This window comes from Streptomyces alboniger (assembly GCF_008704395.1).
Lineage (GTDB): Bacteria > Actinomycetota > Actinomycetes > Streptomycetales > Streptomycetaceae > Streptomyces > Streptomyces alboniger.
The window spans coordinates 7,423,300-7,441,461 of sequence record NZ_CP023695.1 but is presented as its reverse complement, the minus strand read 5'-3'; the positions used below and the strand labels follow the sequence as shown (position 1 = coordinate 7,441,461).

Genomic DNA, 18,162 nt, shown 5'->3' with positions numbered 1-18,162 from the left:
GTGTCACGGGTGCCCCGGGCGTCACGGGCACGACCGTGGGGGGGCGTGTCCGGATGTGACAGGGAATCGTCATTGCCGCCATCGGGCGGTGGCCGGGAGGATGGCCGCATGCCCCCTTCACACCGCGTCGTCATCGCGGTCTTCCCCGATGTCGATCTCCTCGACGTGACCGGCCCTGCCGAGGTCTTCTCGCTGGCCAACCGCGAGACCGGGGGCCGTGCCGGGTACGAGGTCCGCCTCGCCGGGCCGGTCGTCGGCCCGGTGCGCACGTCGGCGGGCGTGCGGCTGCTCACCGACGTGTCCTTCGAGGAGGTCGGCGGGCGGGTGGACACCCTGCTGGTGCCCGGCGCGGTCGACATGACCGACGACGGCCCCCGCGCCCGTATCGACGGCGAGGTCGTCCAGTGGCTGCGGGAGACCGCCCCGGGCGCCCGGCGAGTGGCGTCGGTTTGTGTCGGCGCCCATCTGCTGGCCGCGGCCGGACTCCTCGACGGCAGGACGGCGACGACCCACTGGTCGACCGCCGCACAGCTCGCCGCCGACCACCCCGCCGTCACGGTCGACCCGGACCCGATCTTCGTACGCACCGACCGCGGCCGGTTGTGGACGGGTGCCGGGATCAGCGCCTGCCTGGATCTCGCACTGGCGCTGGTGGCCGAGGACCAGGGGGAGGACATCGCCCTGGCGGTCGCCCGGCAGCTGGTGATGTTCCTGAAGCGGCAGGGCGGGCAGAGCCAGTTCTCCGTGCCGCTCAGCCGCCCCGCGTCCGACCGCCGTGACATCGACGAGCTGCGGCTGTGGATCGCCGGGCACCTCGGCGACGACCTGTCCGCGGCGGCGCTGGCGGCCCGGATGTGCCTCAGCGAGCGGCACTTCGCCCGCGTGTTCAAACAGGAGACGGGCACCAGCGCCGCCGACTACGTCGAGGCGGCCCGGGTGGAGGCGGCCCGCCGGCTCCTGGAGAGCACCGACCGTTCCCTGGAGCAGGTCGCCGCGGCCGCCGGACTCGGTTCGGTGGAGACCCTGCACCGCGCCTTCCGGCGCCAACTCGCCATCACCCCGGCCGCCTACCGCCGCCGGTTCCGTGTCAGCACCGGCTGACCATCACTGTTCCCATCGAAAGGCATCCGATGACCATGACCACCCACCACGCGTCCACGACCCTGCGCGACGTGATCGGCCTGGACAACCAGCCGCCCCGGTTGAGCGAGTCCGCCCTGATCATGATCGACTTTCAGAACACCTACCGGACCGGAGTCATGGCCCTGGAAGGTGCCGAGGCGGCACTCGCGGCGGGGGCACGCCTGCTGGAGCGGGCCAGGGCCGCGGGCGTCCCGGTCGTCCACATCATCAACGACGGCGGCGAGAACACCCCTTATGACATCCGCGCCCACATCGGCTCCGTGTGTGACGAGGTCGCCCCGGTGGAGGGCGAGCCGGTCGTGGTGAAGCAGTTCCCCAACTCCTTCCACGCCACCGAGCTGGAGAAGACGCTCGGCGACCTGGGCGTCGCCGCGGGCAGCGGCAGGGATCTGGTGCTGGCCGGCTTCATGACGCACATGTGCGTCAACTACACCGCGCAGGGGGCCTTCAACCTCGGCTACCGGCCCACCGTCGTCGCCGAGGCGACGGCCACCCGCGCTCTCACCGCCCCGGACGGCACGGTCCTGTCCGCCGCCGCTCTCCAGACGGCCGCCCTGACGACCGTCACCGACCTGTTCGGCACCGTCGTGCCGACCGTCGACGCCCTCCCCGCCTGAGAGCCCGCGCCGGTCCCCGGGGCCCCGGGGACCGGCGCGGCCGACGGCCCTCACAAGGGCCCGGAGCCGAGGAGTTGCCCTCCGTCGACGACGAGGGTCTCGCCGGTGATCCAGCGCGCGCCGTCCCCGGCGAGGAACGCCACGGCCTCCGCCAGGTCCTCGGGCTCCCCGATGCGGCCGAGCGGGGTGGCCGCGGCGACCCGTGCCTCGTTCTCCTGCCACAGCGCCTCGGCCAGCCTGGTCCGTACGACGCCGGGGGCGATGGCGTTGACGCGGACCTTCGGGCCGAGTTCCAGGGCGAGTTGCTTGGTGAGATGGATGAGCGCGGCCTTCGAGACGTGGTAGATGCCGACGTCCTGGGCGACCGTGAGGCCGCCGATCGAGGCGGTGTTGACGACCGAGCCGCCGTGCTCCCCCATCCACGCCTTGACCGCGAGCGACGTCCACAGGATCGGCGCCCACAGATTGACGTCCATCGTCTTGGCGAACCGGGCGTGGTCCTGGTCGATGACGGGGCCGAACGCGGGGTTCGTACCGGCGTTGTTGACGAGGATGTCGAGCCGGCCGTACGTGTCGACGGTGAGGTCGACGCAGGCGCGCGCCGCCTCCTCGTCGGTGGCGTGGGCGCCGAATCCGATGACGTCGTCGCCCAGTCGAGCCGCCGCCTCCTTGGCGCGCTCGTCGCTGCGCGAGGTGACCACGACGCGTGCGCCGCGCTCCCGCAGGGCCGCGGCGGCCGCGAGGCCGATGCCCCGCGAGGCGCCCGTCACGAGGGCGACCCGGCCGGCGAGCGGGCCGCTCACCGCGCGCTCCGCTCGTTCTCGCGGCGGCGCAGTTCCCGCTGGGCGATGGTGCGCTTGTGCACCTCGTCGGGGCCGTCCGCGAGGCGCAGGGTGCGTAGCTGGGCGTACATGCGCGCGAGCGGGAAGTCGTCGGACACCCCGGCGCCGCCGTGGACCTGGATCGCCCGGTCGACGACCTTCAGCGCCACCTCGGGCGCGGCGACCTTGATGGCGGCGATCTCCGTGCGGGCCTGTTTGTTGCCGACGGTGTCCATGAGGTGGGCGGCCTTGAGGGTCAGGAGCCTCGCCATGTCGATCTCGATGCGGGCCTCGGCGATCCAGTCCTGGATGTTGGCCCGGTCGGACAGGGGCGCGCCGAACGTCGTACGGGACCGGGCGCGGTCGATCATCAGGTCGAGGGCGCGCTCGGCCATTCCGATCGAGCGCATGCAGTGGTGGATGCGGCCGGGGCCGAGGCGGGCCTGGCTGATCATGAAGCCGTCGCCCTCGCCCGCGAGCAGGGCGGTGCCGGGCACGCGTACGTCCTCGAAGAGCACCTCCGCGTGGCCCTCGCGGTCCTGGTAGCCGAAGACGGGCAGGCCGCGCAGGACCGTGACGCCCGGGGTGTCGAGCGGGACGACCATCATGCTCTGCTGCCGGTGGCTCGGCCCGTCCGGGTCGGTCTTGCCCATCACGATGAGCACCCGGCAGTTCCTGTGCAGGGCGTTGGACGTCCACCACTTGCGGCCGTTGAGGACGTAGCCGTCGCCGTCGCGCACCATCCGCATCTCGATGTTGCGGGCGTCGGAGCTGGCGACGGCGGGTTCGGTCATCGCGAACGCGGAGGCGATCTCACCCGCGAGCAGCGGCTTCAGCCACTTCTCCTTGTGCTCCTCGGTGCCGAAGAGGGTGAGGACTTCCATGTTGCCGGTGTCCGGCGCGTTGCAGTTGGTGGCCTCGGGGGCGAGGTGCGCGCTGCGTCCCATGATCTCGGCGAGCGTCGCGTACTCCAGGTTGGTCAGGCCGGGGCCCCACTGCGGATGCGGGTGGAAGAGGTTCCACAGGCCCCGCTTCCTCGCCTCGGCCTTCAGTTCTTCGAGGACGGGCGGATGGAAGTGCGGATCGCCGGACTCCGCCATCTGTGCCTCGTACACCGCCTCGGCGGGATAGATGTGCTCGTCCATGAAGGCGAGCAGCTTCTCCTGGTACTCCCTGGCCCTGTCGCTGACGTCGAACACGAGTCCTCCCACGGTTGTGGCCCCTGCCGGCCCGGCCACCGTATTTGAATCCGGATTCAGGTTCAATGCCTGTCGGGATCGGCCCGCGCGCCGGGGACCGCGTGCGGATCCTGCCGTACGGAGACCGGGTTCGTCACGGTCATGATCAGCGGGGTTCCGCCGCTGACGGTCAGGGCGGACAGCTGATAGGCGAGCGAGGCACCGGAGGAGCGCACGCACGGTTCGAACAGTTCGACAAGCGAGGCGAGGTGACACTGTTCGCGGTCCCTGTCCTTGCGTACCCTCCGTGCATCACCGACTTTGGGGGGCGGGCGTTGACGGGGCACACGGTACGGCTCGGAGCAGTGGATCGGGTCAACGTCCGGGTGAGCCGCCATCCCGGAGCCACCCTTTTCTCGCTCCTCAAGGACATCTTCGGAGGTCACTCCCACGGAGTGCCCCGGTTGTGGCGCGACGCCGTCCGGCGGGTGTTGCCGGCGGACGCGGCGGCCGTCGTCGGTCCGTTATTGCGCTCACGCGCGTGCTGGATCCCCGACCGCCTCGCGTTGGTCCACGACCTGGATGCCTCCGACATGAACGCCCTCTTGGAAGAGCTGGCGGGGATAGATCCGGCGCTCGTGGCCGCCGAAGTGGCGGCCTTCCATTCCGTCGGCTCCACGCCGCCGGAATGGCGGACGTTGCTGGATCAGCCGGTCTCGTTCCTGGCCGCCTACCGGTCCGTGGCCAGCGCGGCCTGGCACGCCTTTGCCCCGTTGTGGCGGGAGGCGGACCTCCTCATGGGCAGGGAAGCCGAGCGGGTGGGTGTGGCCGCGGTGACCGGCGGGCTCGACGGTCTACTCGCCGGCCTCGACGCCGACGTGCGCTACCGGGCCGGCGCCTTGCAGCTTCCTCATCCGTGCCCGACCCACCTGGCCGACCTCGGCGGGCGGCCCCTGGTCCTGGTGCCGCTGGCGTCCGGCTACACGGCCCGCATGTACAGCGCGGACCGCGACGATGCCCTCTGGATCGCCTACCCCGTGCCCGGCCTCGGCCGCATCGCCGGGCGCCACGGAGGGGCGGAACAGAAGACCGGGACGAATGCGCTGTCGCTGGTCCTCGGTCCCGTCCGTGCGCGGATCCTGCGCCATGTCCCGCACCGACCGGCCGTCGGCGATCTCGCCCGCCAACTGCACATCGGCGTCAGCACAGTGACGTACCACTGCCAGCAGCTCGAGGCCACCGGACTCCTCCAGCGCGTACGCCACGGCCGGGAGGTGCGACTCCACCCGACCGAGCGAGGCACCGCCCTGACTCACCTGCTGGCCGCAGCACCCATCGTGCCGGGACGGGACGAGGACGTGTCCGGCGGGTCGACGCGGGCGTAGCCAGCACCTTTCGACGAACTTCGAAAAGATGGCGGCTCTTTCACGTCCTCGCGCAGAGTAAGGAGGGCAAGCACCACCACGAGGAGAGCCACGTGCCCTTAGGCAAAGCTTTTCGGGTCGGCCTCGCCCCGCGCATCGGTTGCGACTGTAGAGGAGATCACATGAGATCGAGAATCAGAGCACGGGCGGCTGCAATGGTCGTGACGATGATCGCCGCAGTCCTTGTTCCGCTGGCGGCGCAGGCGCCAGCACAGGCAACACCGAACGTTGCGGCCGGACCGACCGCATGGACACCGCAGATCTACCCGCTGTTCTCAGGCGAGTGGGTAAAGCGGGATGTGTCGACTGACCAGCGGCGCGATGAGCTGATCTGGTGCTCCTTGAAATCTGGAATCGCCTGCGTGGCAGTTGGTCAGGGCGACGGTAAGCACAGCATCTTCCACCTGTACAAGTGCGATACGCGGTCGCTCTCGAACTTCATCGACTCGCTCTCTGTTCGCAACAACCAGACTGACGAAGCCCAGGTCCGTTTCTGGGGTCCCACGTACTCGCGCTATGCGCCCGCGGACGGCCAGATCTACAACTTCCCGGACTACGCGACGTACGACTTCACTCACCTCGACATCTGCTGAGGGCACATCGACCCGGGCACGCTGATCATGGTGTCCGGGTCGGAAGCCTTTGCTGATACCATCCGCTGCCACGGTTACGTACAGGTTCGAACAACGGTGAATGGATCGTAGTGGCTGCCCAGGCCCCGGCCGCAGACGGCGGCCAGAAGCAACCGATCACGCCACGCACCGCGCGCGGTGTCAGGACCCGCAACGCGCTGATCGCCGCCGCCCGCGAGGTCTTCGAACGTGACGGGTATCTGGACGCCCGGATCACGGACATCTCCAAAGCCGCGCAGGTCGCCTCCGGGTCGTTCTACACGTACTTCAACAGCAAGGAAGAGATCTTCCAGGCGCTCGTCGAGCAGGTACAGGAGGAGATGCTCCACCCGCATCTGCGCGAGCGTACCGGCATCACCGACACCCGCCGGCTCATCGACGCGTCGAACCGCGAGTACCTGCGCGCGTACAAGAAGAACGCGCGCCTGATGGCACTGTTCGAGCAAGTCGCCCAGATCGACGAGAAGTTCATGGCCCTGCGCATCGAGCGCGGCAACGCGTTCGCGCGGCGCAACGCCAAGCTGATCCGCACGCTCCAGGAGAACGGCGAGGCCGACGCGAGCCTCGATCCCCTGGTGACCGCGCACGCCTTGTCCGTGATGGTGAGCCGCATGGCCTACCTGGTGTTCGTACTGGGCCAGCGCATCCCGTACGAGCGGCTCGTCACGACGCTCAACACGATCTGGGAGAACGCCCTCCAGCTCACGGACCCCGGCCCCGAGACGGGCTCCGGCGCCGGCTAGCAGTCGCGCGCGTTCTCCAGCATGTGGTCCCTGACCAGGGCGACGTGCGGGTTGTCCGAGGAACCGGGGCGCTGTACGAGGTAGCCCGTGTTGATCGGCGGGTCCTCCGGGTCGTTCAGCAGGACCAGGGCACCCGAGGCCAGTTCGTCGAGGCACAGATAGCGGGGCAGCACGCTGAATCCGGCGCCGCCCACCACCGCCGCCTTGACCGCGCGCAGGTCGGGCATGGTCACAGCGGGCTCGCACGCGAGGCGCTTGCCGAAGACATGGCGCCAGTAGCGACGGACGATCGGCACGTCATCGGCGTACGCCACCAGGGGCACGCCGCGCAGCGCCGCGGGCCCCTGCGCGGCGATCCGCTCCGGACCGCCGATGCGCTCCGCCCAGCCGCCCGCCGCGACCAGCACGAACTCCTCGTCCGCGAGGGGTACGGAGGCCAGCGCCCGGCCGCGGGGCCGCACCGTGGCGACCACCAGGTCGTGGCGGCCCGCGCGCAGGCCGTCCAGGAGGTCCTCGGTGAGGCCCGTCGTGATCCGCAGCCGCACCCCCTTCTCCACGAGGGGCGCGAGGCCGGGCAGCACGCAGTGGGAGAGGAACTCCGCCGGCCCCGCCAGATGGACCGGTTCCGCCGAGCCGTCACCGCCGTGGCCCGCGACCTCGGCGAGGGCGTCCAGGGGCTCGACGATGCGGGACGCCAGTTCGTCCGCGAACGGGGCGGGGGCGGCTCCGCGCGGCAGCCGCTCGAAAAGCTCCCGGTCGAGCTGACGCTCCAGGGAGCGGATCTGCGCGGTGACCGTGGGCTGCGAGAGGCCGAGGAGGCGGGCGGCCGCGGTGAAGGAGCCCGAGCGGTAGACGGCGAGGAAGGTGCGCAGCTGATTGAGATCCAGCGAGCCGGTACCGGTGCCGCTACCGGTTCCCGTGCTGGTGCTGGTACTGGTGCTGGCGTGTGGGGCTGCCGCCTCTCTGTTTCCCATACGGATGAGCCTACGGTTCCGCATCGGCGGGGGCCCGCGCTGGGCCCCCGCCGGGCAGGCCTACGGCACCAGTGGGCCGACCTCGTCCGTGACGAAGCGGATGAAGCCCTCCGGGTCCGGCTCGTCGGCGGTGGGCTGGAGGACGACGGTGTCGGCTCCCGCCTCGGCGAGGCGGCGGACGCCCTTCGCCACGTCGTCGGCGCCGCCCGCCACTCCGAGGCCCGGCGTTCCCTCCCGTCCGTCGCGTGCGAGTTCGGCGCGCAGGCGGGCCTGCGCGTCCGGTCCGGTCGCCGCGTGGAGGTAGACCACCACCGGGTGGGCCGTGTCGGTGCGCCCGGCGACCCGCCTTCCCTCGTCGATGAGCCGGCGCGCCTCCCTTACGCCTTCCGGTGTGGTGCTCGCGTCCAGGATCGTGCCGTCGGCGGCCTCTCCGGTCAGCCGCACCGACCGGGGGCCGCGCGCACCGGCGTAGACGGCGGGTGCCGACGCGGGCGGCCAGTCGAGCGCGACGCCGTCGAGCCGGACGTACCGCCCCTCGGTGGTCACGCGCTCACCGGCCAGCAACGCCCGCATGGCGCCGAGGTGTTCGCGCAGCAGGGTCAGCGGCGACTCGGCCCGCGCGCCCACCTGCCCCATCCAGTCCTGCACACCGTGCCCGACGCCGAGCGTGACGCGGCCGGGGAACAGCCGGTGCAGCGTGGCCGCCTCCATCGTGGCGAGCGCGGCGTTGCGCAGCGGCACGGGCAGCAGGCCCACCCCCACGTGCAGCCGCTCCGACCAGGCCAGTGCCGCGGCCGCGGAGGCGATGCCGCTCTCCAGGAAGCAGTCCTCCCAGAGCCACAGCTCCGCGAGGCCCGCGTCGTCGGCCGCGCGCACCATGGCGCGCAGTCGCTCGGGAGGAAGCTGGGGCCGGAACACGACGCCGAGAGCAGTCATGGTGTTTTCCTGCCCCGCTTCCTTCCGCGTGAGCAACCGGGGGCGCGGCGGCGGGTTTTCAGGTTCCGCACGTCCTCGCCCCGACGTGCAGCGCGACCGCCGTGTTGGCGCCGAGCGTGGCCGTGAACTGCCCGGAGGAGTCGACCGTGACGCGCCTGCCGGACTGGATGTCGCAGTAGGATCCCGCGGGCAGCGCGGTCTGGAAGGTGCGCTTCAGCGAGGAGCCCTCGTGGTTGATGGCGACGTACGCCTTGTCGCCGCGGCCGAAGGCGATCTGGTTGCCGCCGTTGTCCCACCAGCGGGTGACGTCCTCACCGCGCGCGGTGTTGCGGAGGGCGACCATCCCCGAGATCTCGCGCCACGCGTGCTGACACTTCCAGCCGTCGGAGTAACACGCCTTCACCGAGCCGCCGTTGGGCGGCCCCGCGTCGCGTTCGGAGAACTCGTAGCCGGAGTGGACGTCGGGCGCCCCGTACGGCCAGGCGAGCATGAAGACGTTGGCCAGGGTGTAGTTGGCGCCGTCCTTGTAGCTGAGGGTGTCACCGCCGCGTTCGGTGTCGTGGTTGTCGACGAAGACGGCGGACTTCCCGGAGGTCATGTACCCCCAGCCCTCACCGTAGTTCTTCAGATAGGCGAGCTTCTCATTGGTGAAGACGCGCTTGAGGTCGCGGGCGTACCGGAACTCCTGGACGTCTCCGTTGCGGAGGTACTCGCTGGGCGAGACCGCCTCACCGGCGCCGTAGATGGCCTCCTGCTTCCAGTACACCCCCGGGTCGCTCAGCCGTGACTTGATGTCGGCGAGGTCCTCCGCCGGCATGTGCTTGGCCGCGTCGATCCGGAATCCGTCGACGCCGAGCGAGAGGAGGTCGTTGAGGTAGGCGGCGATCCGGCCGCGCACATAGCCCTCCCCCGTGTCCAGGTCGGCGAGACCGACGAGTTCGCAGTTCTGTACGTTCCCGCGGTCGCCGTAGTTCGTGATCACCGAGCGGCAGTCGTCCATGTCGGCGCCGGAGTAGATGCCGGGGTAGTCGTACTTCGTGTAGGACGAGCCACCGGTGCCGGTTCCCGAGCCGGCCGCCATGTGGTTGATCACGGCGTCCGCGACCACCTTGACGCCCGCGCCGTGACAGGTGGCGACCATGTTCTTGAAGGCCGCCCGGTCACCGAGGCGACCGGCGATCTTGTAGCTGACCGGCTGGTACGAGGTCCACCACTGGCCGCCCTGGATGTGCTCCTGGGGCGGCGAGACCTGCACGAACCCATAACCGGCGGGGCCGAGTTGGTTCTTGCACGCCTTGGCGACCGAGTCGAAGCGCCACTCGAAGAGGACGGCGGTGACGTCCTTGCCGCCGGGCGGTGACGCCTCTGCCCGAGGCGCCGGCACGACGAGACTCCCGAGGACGCCGGCCGCCAGGGCGAGCGTCACGGCGACTGGTCTGCGGGCTATGTGCGTTGGGCCGTTCACGGGGCCTCCAGAGGGGTGGGGGGACGCGGGCGCCGGGGCGCGGGAGCCCCCGGACGGCGATCCGTCGCGCGGCGAACCTCTCCATGCGCGGCGAATCGCTTGCAGAATCTTGCAGGTTGAAACTGCAAGAACTTGCGATCGGGACCGTAGGCGTCTTCAAACGCCCGGTCAACCCTTCGCGCAGGCCTCGGCTCGCGCGGGCCTCGGCTCGCGCAGATCACTGCTCGTGCGGATCACGGCTCGCGCGGATCCCCGCCGTCACCGCTTGGCGCGTGCGCGGTGCCGGCGCACCGCGTCGCGGTTGGCGCACGGGTGGGAGCAGTAGCGCTGCCGTCCGGTACGGGAGGTGTCCGCGAAGATCGTGGTGCACTCCGTGACCTCGCACCGCCGCAACCGGTGCATGCCGCGCCCTACCAGATGCAGGGCGGTGCCGACCGATATCAGGGAGAACAGCAGGGAGCCCAGGGGCAGTTGGTCGTCTCGGTAGTGCAGATGCCAGCCGTCGCCCGCGTGGTCGGTCAGCCGGGGGTGGGCGGCGGACGCGGCCAGCATGGCGTTGACCGCCTCGGCGCGCTCCTCCTCGTCGGCGGCGTCGACGACCTTCTCCCAGGCGTCGAGGGCGCCTTCGAGGACGGCCATGTCCCGTGGCGTCGCCGGGCGTTCCAGGGCCAGCCCGGCCGCCCGGCAGCGGTCTGTCAGTTCCTCCGCGCCGGTCGGACGCCGGTTGGCGAGATCCGCCGCCAGGTTCACGGCGTCCGTGCCGTAAGGGTTGAGGTGCATAAGGCCATTACATCAAGGTGATCTCATGAGAGACACCGTGGAACACCTCGCAACACCCCACCGCACCAGTGGTGTTGACCTCGCCGTGCGGCAGGCCGTCGAGGATGACATTCCTGAGCTGGTACGGCTGCGTGCGTTGCTGTTCGAGGACCTGGGGGGCGAGTACTTCAACCCCGCTTCGGGCGGTGACGACTGGCGCCACCGCCTTTCCCTGGTACTGAAGGAACGGCTGACCGAGGACCGGCCGGCCGGGGCCTCCGCGCGGATCCTCGTCGTGGACGGCGACGACGGCCTGGCCGCCTGCGGCATCGGCACCGTCGACCAATATTTTCCCGGCCCGCACAACCCCAGCGGCCGGGTCGGCCACGTGATCGGCGTGGTCACCGACCCGGCGTACCGGCGGCGCGGCCACAGTCGCGCGATCATGCGGGCGCTGCTCGACTGGTTCCGCGAGCGGGAGGCCTCCCGCGTGGACCTGTACGCATCCCCGGAGGGCGAACCGCTCTACCGCGCGCTGGGCTTCGTCGACCACCCCGACCCCGCGCTCTACCGGCGCCCCTGAGAGGCGGTGCCGCGGACCGCACCGGCCGACCACACCTGCGCCATCAGCACGGCACCCGCGGCAACCGTCTGGAGGACCAGCGCGATCGAGACGAGGGGGCCTGTGGAGTGGTGCAGTCGGCTGCCGTCCTCGCCGGACAAGGAGTTGCCCGGCGGTGATCCCCTGCACCAGCAGGGTGGGGGCCAGGAACGCCGTGGTCGCCTTCAGCAGGCCGAAGAACCGGGGAGGCGCGGCCCGCCCCGCGTGCGCCGGGGAGGGTGGCTTGGTGGATGAGGGCATGGGATGCTCCGTCGTGCTCCGTGGTGTACGCGGTTGGGGTTCGAGTCCGCCCGTATCAGGGTTGGGTGTTGAGCCATTCCTGGAAGGTGGGGCCTGCGAGCGTGGCGTGCGGTCCTGGCAGGAATCCGCCGGCCGCCGCGATCTCGGCGTCGGGCATGCCGGAGCCGTCGACGTCGACGACCTTGATGCCTCGGCGGGCGCCGAGCAGCCGCGCCGCATCGGCCATGCTTTCCCTGCGGGGCCCGGCGATCTCGGGAATCGGCGCCCCCGGATCCGACTGCGCGGGCGCGTCGGGGTCGGCGGCCAGGTCGACCAGCGTTTCGGCCACGGTGCGGCATGCCACGAGCTGGGTGGGCAGGGCCGGGATGTAGGCGACGTCGCCCTGCTGCCACTCCAGGAGCTGACCGACGAATTCATGGAACTGCGCGGCCCGCAGGATGCGAGCGGGCAGCGGGCCGGACAGGTTGGCCTCCTCGTGCACCTGTTGGGCGGCGACGAATCCGGCGGTGGCCTTGTCGGCGCCGATGATGGACACGGCGACGATCCGGTCGGCTCCCGCGCGCAGGCCGGCGGCGTGCAGGTTTTGGGTGGCGGTGCGGAAGAACTCCGTGGCGGCCTTCTGGTCGGAGGCGTGCCAGGACGCGACGTCGATGATGACGTCGACCCCGGTCAGCGCCTCGGCCAGGCCCTCACCGGTGATGATGTCCACGCCGGTGGCGCGGGACATCGGCACGACCTGGTGCCCGCGTCCCGCGAGGACGTCCACGACGTGGCGTCCCAGGCGCCCGGTCGCTCCTGCTACTGCGAACTTGCCAGCACTCATGTTCCCTGCCCTTCCTGGGTTCCGGACGAACACGAGACGTCGGTGCCACGCCGCCCGTAACAGTCACGGCTGTGTGACGCAGGCCACTGGTCAGGGGTGTTACGGAACAGCGGGAACCGGCGTCCAGTGCCTGGATCAGCACAGGGACGAACAGGCGGGAGCCGGGCATGAGCGAGCGCGACGAACGTACGGCGGGCAAGGCCGCGCCGCTTGACCTCGCCGGGCGGGTGGAGTCGCTGGACCGGGCCACCGAGGTGTTCGTCGCCCACCGCAATCTGCTGTTCACCGTCGCCTACGAGATGCTCGGTTCGGCCGCCGACGCCGAGGACGTCCTCCAGGAGACCTGGCTGCGATGGGCGGGCGTCGATCAGGCGACCGTGCGGGAGAAGCGTGCCTACCTGGTACGGATCGTCACCCGGCAGGCACTGGACCGGATGCGTGCGCTCGGTCGGCGCAAGGAGTCCTACGTCGGGCCGTGGCTGCCCGAGCCGTTGCTGACCGCGCCGGACGTGGCCGACGACGTCGAACTCGCCGACAGCATCTCGATGGCGATGCTGCTGGTTCTGGAGACGCTCGCGCCGGTCGAACGGGCGGTGTTCGTGCTGCGCGAGGTGTTCGCTCTCGACTACGACGAGATCGCCGAGGCCGTCGGCAAGAGCCCGGCCGCGGTGCGCCAGCTCGCCTACCGGGCACGGGCACACGTCGCCGCGCGCCGACCGCGCGGCACCGTCTCCCCGGACCAGACGCGAGCCGCGCTCCGGGCCTTCCAACGGGCCGTCGAGACAGGCGAGTCGCAGAGCCTGCTCGACATCCTCGCGCCGGACGTCGTGGCTTTGAGCGACGGCGGCGGAGTCAAACACGCGCTGCTTCGGCCCATCGTGGGCGCGGACCGGGTGGCGCGCCTGCTGGCGGGCGGCTGGTGGCGGCGCGACGCCGAGAGGTCCGTCGAGCCGGTGCAGATCAACGGCGGCCCGGGGCTGCTCGTCCGGGTCGACGGAGAGGTCGACGGCGTGGTGGCCGTGCGGGTCGAGGACGGCTGCGTCACCGGGGCCTACCACGTCCGCAACCCGGAGAAGCTGTCACGTGTGGCACGGGAGACCGCCGTCAGCCGCTGCGCTTGATCCGTGCCCTCTCACGCATCGACTAGCATCGCGGGATTGTTCTCGGGGAGGAGTCGAAGGTGACCGAAGAGCCGAAGGGGACCCACGAGTCGAAGGTGACCGAGGATCTGCTCGCCGCGATGGTCGCGGACCTCGAGGAGCTGGTGGTGTGCGAGTCCTTCTCCTCGGACCTGGCGGCCGTGGCACGCAGCGCGGACGCCGTGGCCGCGCAGGGGACCCGCCTTCTCGGCGCCGAACCCGAGCGTCTGGTCGTCGACGGGGTGACGCATCTGCGGTGGACGTTCGGCACGCCCCGGGTGCTTCTCCTCGGGCACCACGACACGGTGTGGCCGACGGGGTCTTTGGCGACTCATCCGTGGTCGGTGAGCGACGGCATCGCGCGCGGCCCCGGGATCTTCGACATGAAGGCCGGTCTCGTGCAGATGTTCCACGCCTTGGCCCTGCTCCCCTCCCTGGAGGGTGTGTGCGTCCTGGTGACCGGGGACGAGGAGGTCGGCTCGGACACCTCGCTGGCACTCATCGAGGAGGCGGCGCGGCAGTGCGCGGCGACCTTCGTCCTGGAGGCCTCCGCGGACGGGGGCGCGCTGAAGACGGCACGTAAGGGCACTTCTGCCTACGAGTTGGTGGTGCACGGCACCGCGGCGCACTCCGGCCTGGAGCCGGAGAAGGGGGTCAACGCGGCTGTCGAGGCCGCGCACCTCATCCTCGCTCTGGAGGGACTGGCCGACGAGATCAACGCGGGCGCGCCGCACGACTGGCGTACGACGGTGGTCCCCACGGTGGTGGGCGCGGGTTCGGCGACCAATACGGTGCCCGCCGAGGCCACGGTCAGCATTGACGTACGGGCCCCGACCCTCAGGGCCCAGGAGCGGGTGGACGCCTGTATGCGGGCGCTGAAGGTGACCGTGCCGGGGGCGCGCCTGGAGGTGCGCGGTGGCCCCCACAGGCCGCCCCTGGAGGAGACTTCGTCCGCCGAACTGTTCGCGCGGGCCCGCGCGATCGCCCGGCGGCAGGGCTGGGGAACGCTGCTCTCGGCGGCGGTCGGCGGGGCGTCCGACGGGAACTTCACCGGCGGGCTCGGCTGCCCGACACTGGACGGTCTGGGGGCCGTCGGCGGCGGCGCGCACGCCGACCACGAGCATGTGGTCGTCGCCGAGATGGTCCCCCGGGCGCGGCTTCTGGCCGCCCTCGTCGAGGACGTCCTCCGGTGAGCGAACTCGCCGTCCGCGAGCTGCACAAGCTGCGTGAACTGGCGGCCGCCAGCGCGTTGTTCGAGGAGATCTGGGGCTCCGCGCCGGGCGCGTCCCCGATGGGGACCGAGCAGATGCGGGCGCTCTCCCACGCCGGGAACTACGTCGCGGGCGCCTTCGCGGACGGACGCCTCGTCGGCGCTTCCGTGGCCTTCTTCGCGGCGCCCGTCGGGCAGGCGCTGCATTCCCATGTCACCGGGGCGCTGTCCGGGCACGCGGCGGGCCCGGCCCTCAAATGGCACCAGCGCGCGTGGGCCCTGTCCCGGGGACTCTCCACGATCACCTGGACCTTCGATCCGCTGGTGCGGCGCAACGCGCACTTCAACCTGGCCAAGCTCGGCGCGCGTCCCGTGGAGTACCTCACCGGCTTCTACGGTTCGCTCGACGACGCCATCAACGGCGGTGACGACACCGACCGCGCCCTCGTCGCCTGGGACCTGTCCCATCCGGCCGAGGCGCCGTCGGCTCCGCCGCCCGTCCGTGTGCCGGCCGATGCCGTGACCGCGCTGTCCGTACGCGACGGTCTGCCGGTCCTCGGCACCGTCGACTCCCCCACGCTGCTGGTGGACGTCCCGCCCGACATCGAGGCGCTGCGGCGCTCCGACCCGGGCGCGGCCAAGGCGTGGCGCCTCGCCCTGCGCCAGGTCCTCGGCGGCCTCCTGGCCGAGGGGGCTCGCGTCACGGGCTTCCACAACCGGACTTCGTACGTCGTCACACGCCGGCCGGCACAGCCGAAGCCGATGTGAGCCGGGCCGGAAAACCATGTGTAAATCACGATTCCGCTTGACACGCTGAGATCATGAACTCTCCGCACGACCCCGCCCCCCGCTCCACCCCCGTCACCCCGGAGCGGTCCCGGGCAACGGACCTGATCACCACCCCGATCACCCTCTCCCTCGCCGAGGATCTCCTGCGCGGCGCGCTCGACCTGGAGCGCACCGAGCACGGGGTGCTGCCGCACCGGCTGCCCGCCCGGGCCCGCGCCCAGTGCGCCGACGGGCAGCTGGCGATGGCGGAGGCCCAGCCCTCCGGCGTGCGGCTGGCGTTCCGCACCCGCGCCACCACCGTCGAGCTGGACACGCTCCGTACCAAGATGTCCTACCAGGGCGCCCCGCCCCGCCCGGACGGCGTGTACGACCTGCTGGTCGACGGCGTCCTCAGCGGCCAGGCCAGTGTGACCGGCGGCAACGTCCTGCTGGTGGACATGACCACCGGTTCGGCGGAAACCGTGCCCGGGCCGGTCGGCACCGTCCGTTTCCCCTCCCTGCCCGACCGCGTCAAGAACGTGGAGATCTGGCTGCCCCACAACGAGATCACCCAGTTGGTCGCCCTGCGCACCGACGCCCCCGTCGAGCCGGCCCCGGGGGACGGCCGCAAGGTGTGGCTGCACCACGGCAGTTCGATCAGCCACGGCTCCGAAGCGGCAAGCCCCACCGGGACCTGGCCGGCGCTGGCCGCCTCCCTCGGCGGCGTGGAGCTGATCAACCTCGGTCTGGGCGGCAGCGCCCTCCTCGACCCGTTCACCGCGCGCGCCCTGCGCGACACCCCCGCGGATCTGATCAGCGTCAAGATCGGCCTCAATATCGTCAACCTGGACCTGATGCGGCTGCGCGCCTTCGGGCCCGCGGTGCACGGGTTCCTCGACACGATCCGCGAGGGGCACCCCACGGCCCCGCTGCTGGTCGTCTCGCCCATCCTGTGCCCGATCCACGAGGACACACCCGGGCCCGGTGCCCCGGACCTCGAGAACATCGGTGAGGGCAGGCTCCGGTTCAAGGCCATGGGCGATCCCGCGGAGCGCGCCGCCGGAAAGCTGACGCTCAACGTCATCCGGGACGAGCTGGCCCGGATCGTGCACCAGCGCGCCGCCGACGACGCGAACCTCCACTACCTCGACGGCCGCGACCTGTACGGCCAGGCCGACGCCGCCGAACTGCCGCTGCCCGACCAGCTCCATCCCGACGCCGCCATCCACCGCCTCATGGCCGAGCGCTTCGCCGCGTCGGCCTTCGGCTCGGACGGACCGTTCGCCCTGAAGTGATGAGGCGGGGCGGTGGGGGGTGCCGGACAGATGTCAGTCGTCGGCGGGGCGGCGCGGTTCGCGCCACATCGACCAGAGCACCGGCCCCTCCCCCGGCAGCCGGAACTCTTCGCGCACGGTGAAGCCGAAGTGCTCGTAGACGGGGATGTTGGACTTCTTGGAGGACTCCAGATAGACGGGCTGCCCCGCCGCGTCGGCCTGGGCCAGGCCCGAGCGCAGCAGGGCGGCCCCCTGTCCCTGCCCCTGGGCGGCCGGGTCGGCGCCGATGAGCGCCAGGGACCAGTGCGGTTCCTGGGGCGTGTGCTGGACGGCCGACTCGACGGCGCTCCCGAACAGTTCCGCCCGGTCGCCGAGGATGTTCCGCAGTTCCTGGATGGTGTCCGCGTCGGGAACGGCCTTCTCCTGCGCGTCCACGGGCACCCAGAACGCGGCGGCCGCCTCGGTGCGCTCGCACACTCCGTGCTGGACGTACTGCCGGGTGAAGATCGTGCTGAAGTAGCGCCCCAACGACGCCTCGCGCGAGGCCTCGTCGGGGAAGAACCAGCGCATCATCGGGTCGTCGTCGAAGGCGCGGGCCAGGGTGCGGCCGATCAGCGGAGCGTCGTCGAGCGTGGCCGCTTTCGGCGTGTTCGATATAGGCATACGGGTCATTCTGCATCCGATGATCTTCAGCTCGGGGGGCGGGGTTCCCGGCCCGGCCGTAGCGTTGCCGCCATGTGCTGGAGTGCGACGGCCGACCTCGTCGCGGGCGCCGGTATCGCCGCCGTGGGGGCCGCGTCGGTGGTTCTGGCGGCGCGGCGGCCCCGTGACCTGCCGCTGGCCGCGCTGCCGCTGCTCCTCGGCGTCCACCAGATCGTCGAGGCCGCTGTCTGGCGCGGTGGCGGTGGTGCCGGGCCCGCCACGCTCGCCTGGGCCGTCATCGCGCTCCCGCTGCCCGCGCTGTGGGTACCGGCCGCCGTGCTGTGCGCCGTCTCCCCGGGCGTCCGCCGTCGTCTGCTCGTGCCTCTGGCGGCGGGGGTCATGACCGCGGCGGCGCTCGCGTACGCGCTGGCGACCCGCACGGTGACGGCCGAGATCCGTGGGCACACCATCGGGTACTCCCTGGGGTTGCCCCACGCGGAGCTGATCGTCGTCGGCTACTTTCTCGCCACGATCGGCTCGCTTCTCCTGTCCGGCGACCGGGGCCTCGTCCTGTTCGGTGTCCTGGTCGCCCTGGGAGCCGTGGTGTCCGTGGCGCTGTGGCGGCAGGAGTACCTCTCGACGTGGTGTGCGGCCGCGGCGGTGTGTTCGGCGGTGTTGTGCTTCTGGGTCGGCGGGCGTCGCCCGCCGCGGCCGACGGGTCGAACACGGCACGATCTTGGCTGATATACGCT

20 protein-coding genes and 1 pseudogene are annotated in these 18,162 nt (G+C 71.3%); 11 read left to right on the top strand and 10 right to left on the bottom strand.

All coding sequences use genetic code 11. The annotated features are described in order from the left end of the window. Positions 1-108 precede the first annotated feature (108 nt). The gene (locus tag CP975_RS32540; protein WP_055535228.1) at positions 109-1,101 is read left to right on the top strand and encodes a GlxA family transcriptional regulator; all 993 of its coding nucleotides are present in this window, start codon (positions 109-111) and stop codon (positions 1,099-1,101) included. 35 nt (positions 1,102-1,136) lie between these two features. Then, positions 1,137-1,760 carry an isochorismatase family protein gene (locus tag CP975_RS32535; RefSeq protein ID WP_055535243.1) on the top strand — a complete coding sequence of 208 codons (624 nt, stop codon included), beginning with the start codon at positions 1,137-1,139 and terminating at the stop codon, positions 1,758-1,760. A gap of 50 nt (positions 1,761-1,810) precedes the next feature. On the opposite strand, the gene CP975_RS32530 is transcribed toward CP975_RS32535, so the two are convergent. From CP975_RS32530 to CP975_RS32520, 3 genes are all read right to left on the bottom strand, one after another. After that, complete coding sequence (locus tag CP975_RS32530; RefSeq protein WP_055535226.1) at positions 1,811-2,563, bottom strand: SDR family oxidoreductase; 753 nt, start codon at positions 2,561-2,563, stop codon at positions 1,811-1,813. Beyond that, positions 2,560-3,780 (bottom strand): acyl-CoA dehydrogenase family protein, encoded by a 1,221-nt coding sequence (locus tag CP975_RS32525; RefSeq protein WP_150477643.1) that lies wholly within the window; start codon positions 3,778-3,780, stop codon positions 2,560-2,562. Before CP975_RS32525 ends, CP975_RS32530 begins: the two co-directional genes overlap by 4 nt. A gap of 62 nt (positions 3,781-3,842) precedes the next feature. Beyond that, on the bottom strand, positions 3,843-3,995 hold the full coding sequence (locus tag CP975_RS32520) for a hypothetical protein (protein ID WP_199783181.1): 153 nt from the start codon (positions 3,993-3,995) through the stop codon (positions 3,843-3,845). Positions 3,996-4,124: 129 nt separating this feature from the next. Here CP975_RS32520 and CP975_RS32515 point away from each other — a divergent pair, with 129 nt between their 5' ends. The 3 genes from CP975_RS32515 to CP975_RS32505 all read left to right on the top strand — a co-directional run bounded on the left by CP975_RS32515 (position 4,125) and on the right by CP975_RS32505 (position 6,558). Continuing rightward, the gene (locus tag CP975_RS32515) at positions 4,125-5,144 is read left to right on the top strand and encodes a helix-turn-helix domain-containing protein (RefSeq protein WP_150477642.1); all 1,020 of its coding nucleotides are present in this window, start codon (positions 4,125-4,127) and stop codon (positions 5,142-5,144) included. A 161-nt stretch (positions 5,145-5,305) separates the two neighbouring features. Beyond that, complete coding sequence (locus tag CP975_RS32510) at positions 5,306-5,776, top strand: hypothetical protein (RefSeq protein ID WP_167532769.1); 471 nt, start codon at positions 5,306-5,308, stop codon at positions 5,774-5,776. Positions 5,777-5,886: 110 nt separating this feature from the next. Continuing rightward, positions 5,887-6,558 carry a TetR/AcrR family transcriptional regulator gene (locus CP975_RS32505; RefSeq protein ID WP_246201706.1) on the top strand — a complete coding sequence of 224 codons (672 nt, stop codon included), beginning with the start codon at positions 5,887-5,889 and terminating at the stop codon, positions 6,556-6,558. Here the strand turns inward: CP975_RS32505 and CP975_RS32500 are convergent. The 4 genes and pseudogenes from CP975_RS32500 to CP975_RS32485 all read right to left on the bottom strand — a co-directional run bounded on the left by CP975_RS32500 (position 6,555) and on the right by CP975_RS32485 (position 10,713). Then, positions 6,555-7,532 (bottom strand): LysR family transcriptional regulator, encoded by a 978-nt coding sequence (locus CP975_RS32500; RefSeq protein WP_150477640.1) that lies wholly within the window; start codon positions 7,530-7,532, stop codon positions 6,555-6,557. The two genes, CP975_RS32505 and CP975_RS32500, sit on opposite strands and share 4 nt — an antisense overlap. A gap of 60 nt (positions 7,533-7,592) precedes the next feature. Continuing rightward, a complete protein-coding gene (locus CP975_RS32495; protein ID WP_055535218.1) occupies positions 7,593-8,468 on the bottom strand; it encodes an LLM class flavin-dependent oxidoreductase in 876 nt (291 codons plus the stop codon). A gap of 67 nt (positions 8,469-8,535) precedes the next feature. Continuing rightward, positions 8,536-9,915 (bottom strand): annotated as a pseudogene (locus CP975_RS32490) (alpha-amylase); the annotation flags it as partial. 276 nt (positions 9,916-10,191) lie between these two features. Next, positions 10,192-10,713 carry a CGNR zinc finger domain-containing protein gene (locus CP975_RS32485; protein ID WP_055535215.1) on the bottom strand — a complete coding sequence of 174 codons (522 nt, stop codon included), beginning with the start codon at positions 10,711-10,713 and terminating at the stop codon, positions 10,192-10,194. Between the two features lie 25 nt (positions 10,714-10,738). Here CP975_RS32485 and CP975_RS32480 point away from each other — a divergent pair, with 25 nt between their 5' ends. Beyond that, positions 10,739-11,275 (top strand): GNAT family N-acetyltransferase, encoded by a 537-nt coding sequence (locus CP975_RS32480; RefSeq protein ID WP_070321295.1) that lies wholly within the window; start codon positions 10,739-10,741, stop codon positions 11,273-11,275. Here the strand turns inward: CP975_RS32480 and CP975_RS35230 are convergent. Both CP975_RS35230 and CP975_RS32475 read right to left on the bottom strand, forming a co-directional pair. Next, positions 11,260-11,415, bottom strand: a complete 156-nt coding sequence (locus CP975_RS35230) for a hypothetical protein (protein WP_167532768.1) — start codon at positions 11,413-11,415, stop codon at positions 11,260-11,262. The genes CP975_RS32480 and CP975_RS35230 overlap by 16 nt on opposite strands. A 194-nt stretch (positions 11,416-11,609) precedes the next feature. Further along, positions 11,610-12,377, bottom strand: a complete 768-nt coding sequence (locus CP975_RS32475; protein WP_055535213.1) for an SDR family oxidoreductase — start codon at positions 12,375-12,377, stop codon at positions 11,610-11,612. Between the two features lie 167 nt (positions 12,378-12,544). Here CP975_RS32475 and CP975_RS32470 point away from each other — a divergent pair, with 167 nt between their 5' ends. The 4 genes from CP975_RS32470 to CP975_RS32455 all read left to right on the top strand — a co-directional run bounded on the left by CP975_RS32470 (position 12,545) and on the right by CP975_RS32455 (position 16,789). Further along, complete coding sequence (locus tag CP975_RS32470) at positions 12,545-13,498, top strand: RNA polymerase sigma-70 factor (RefSeq protein WP_055535212.1); 954 nt, start codon at positions 12,545-12,547, stop codon at positions 13,496-13,498. A 119-nt stretch (positions 13,499-13,617) separates the two neighbouring features. Next, the gene (locus tag CP975_RS32465; protein WP_055535232.1) at positions 13,618-14,709 is read left to right on the top strand and encodes a M20 family metallopeptidase; all 1,092 of its coding nucleotides are present in this window, start codon (positions 13,618-13,620) and stop codon (positions 14,707-14,709) included. Continuing rightward, positions 14,706-15,494, top strand: coding sequence for a GNAT family N-acetyltransferase (locus CP975_RS32460; protein WP_150477639.1), 789 nt, complete (start codon positions 14,706-14,708; stop codon positions 15,492-15,494). Before CP975_RS32465 ends, CP975_RS32460 begins: the two co-directional genes overlap by 4 nt. A 53-nt stretch (positions 15,495-15,547) precedes the next feature. Then, positions 15,548-16,789, top strand: coding sequence for a GDSL-type esterase/lipase family protein (locus CP975_RS32455; RefSeq protein ID WP_055536005.1), 1,242 nt, complete (start codon positions 15,548-15,550; stop codon positions 16,787-16,789). Between the two features lie 33 nt (positions 16,790-16,822). Here the strand turns inward: CP975_RS32455 and CP975_RS32450 are convergent, their stop codons facing one another. Next, positions 16,823-17,431 carry a GNAT family N-acetyltransferase gene (locus CP975_RS32450; RefSeq protein ID WP_055536012.1) on the bottom strand — a complete coding sequence of 203 codons (609 nt, stop codon included), beginning with the start codon at positions 17,429-17,431 and terminating at the stop codon, positions 16,823-16,825. A gap of 72 nt (positions 17,432-17,503) precedes the next feature. Between CP975_RS32450 and CP975_RS32445 the strand changes: the two genes are divergently transcribed. Further along, a complete protein-coding gene (locus tag CP975_RS32445) occupies positions 17,504-18,154 on the top strand; it encodes a DUF6629 family protein (RefSeq protein WP_055536006.1) in 651 nt (216 codons plus the stop codon). Positions 18,155-18,162 lie beyond the last annotated feature (8 nt).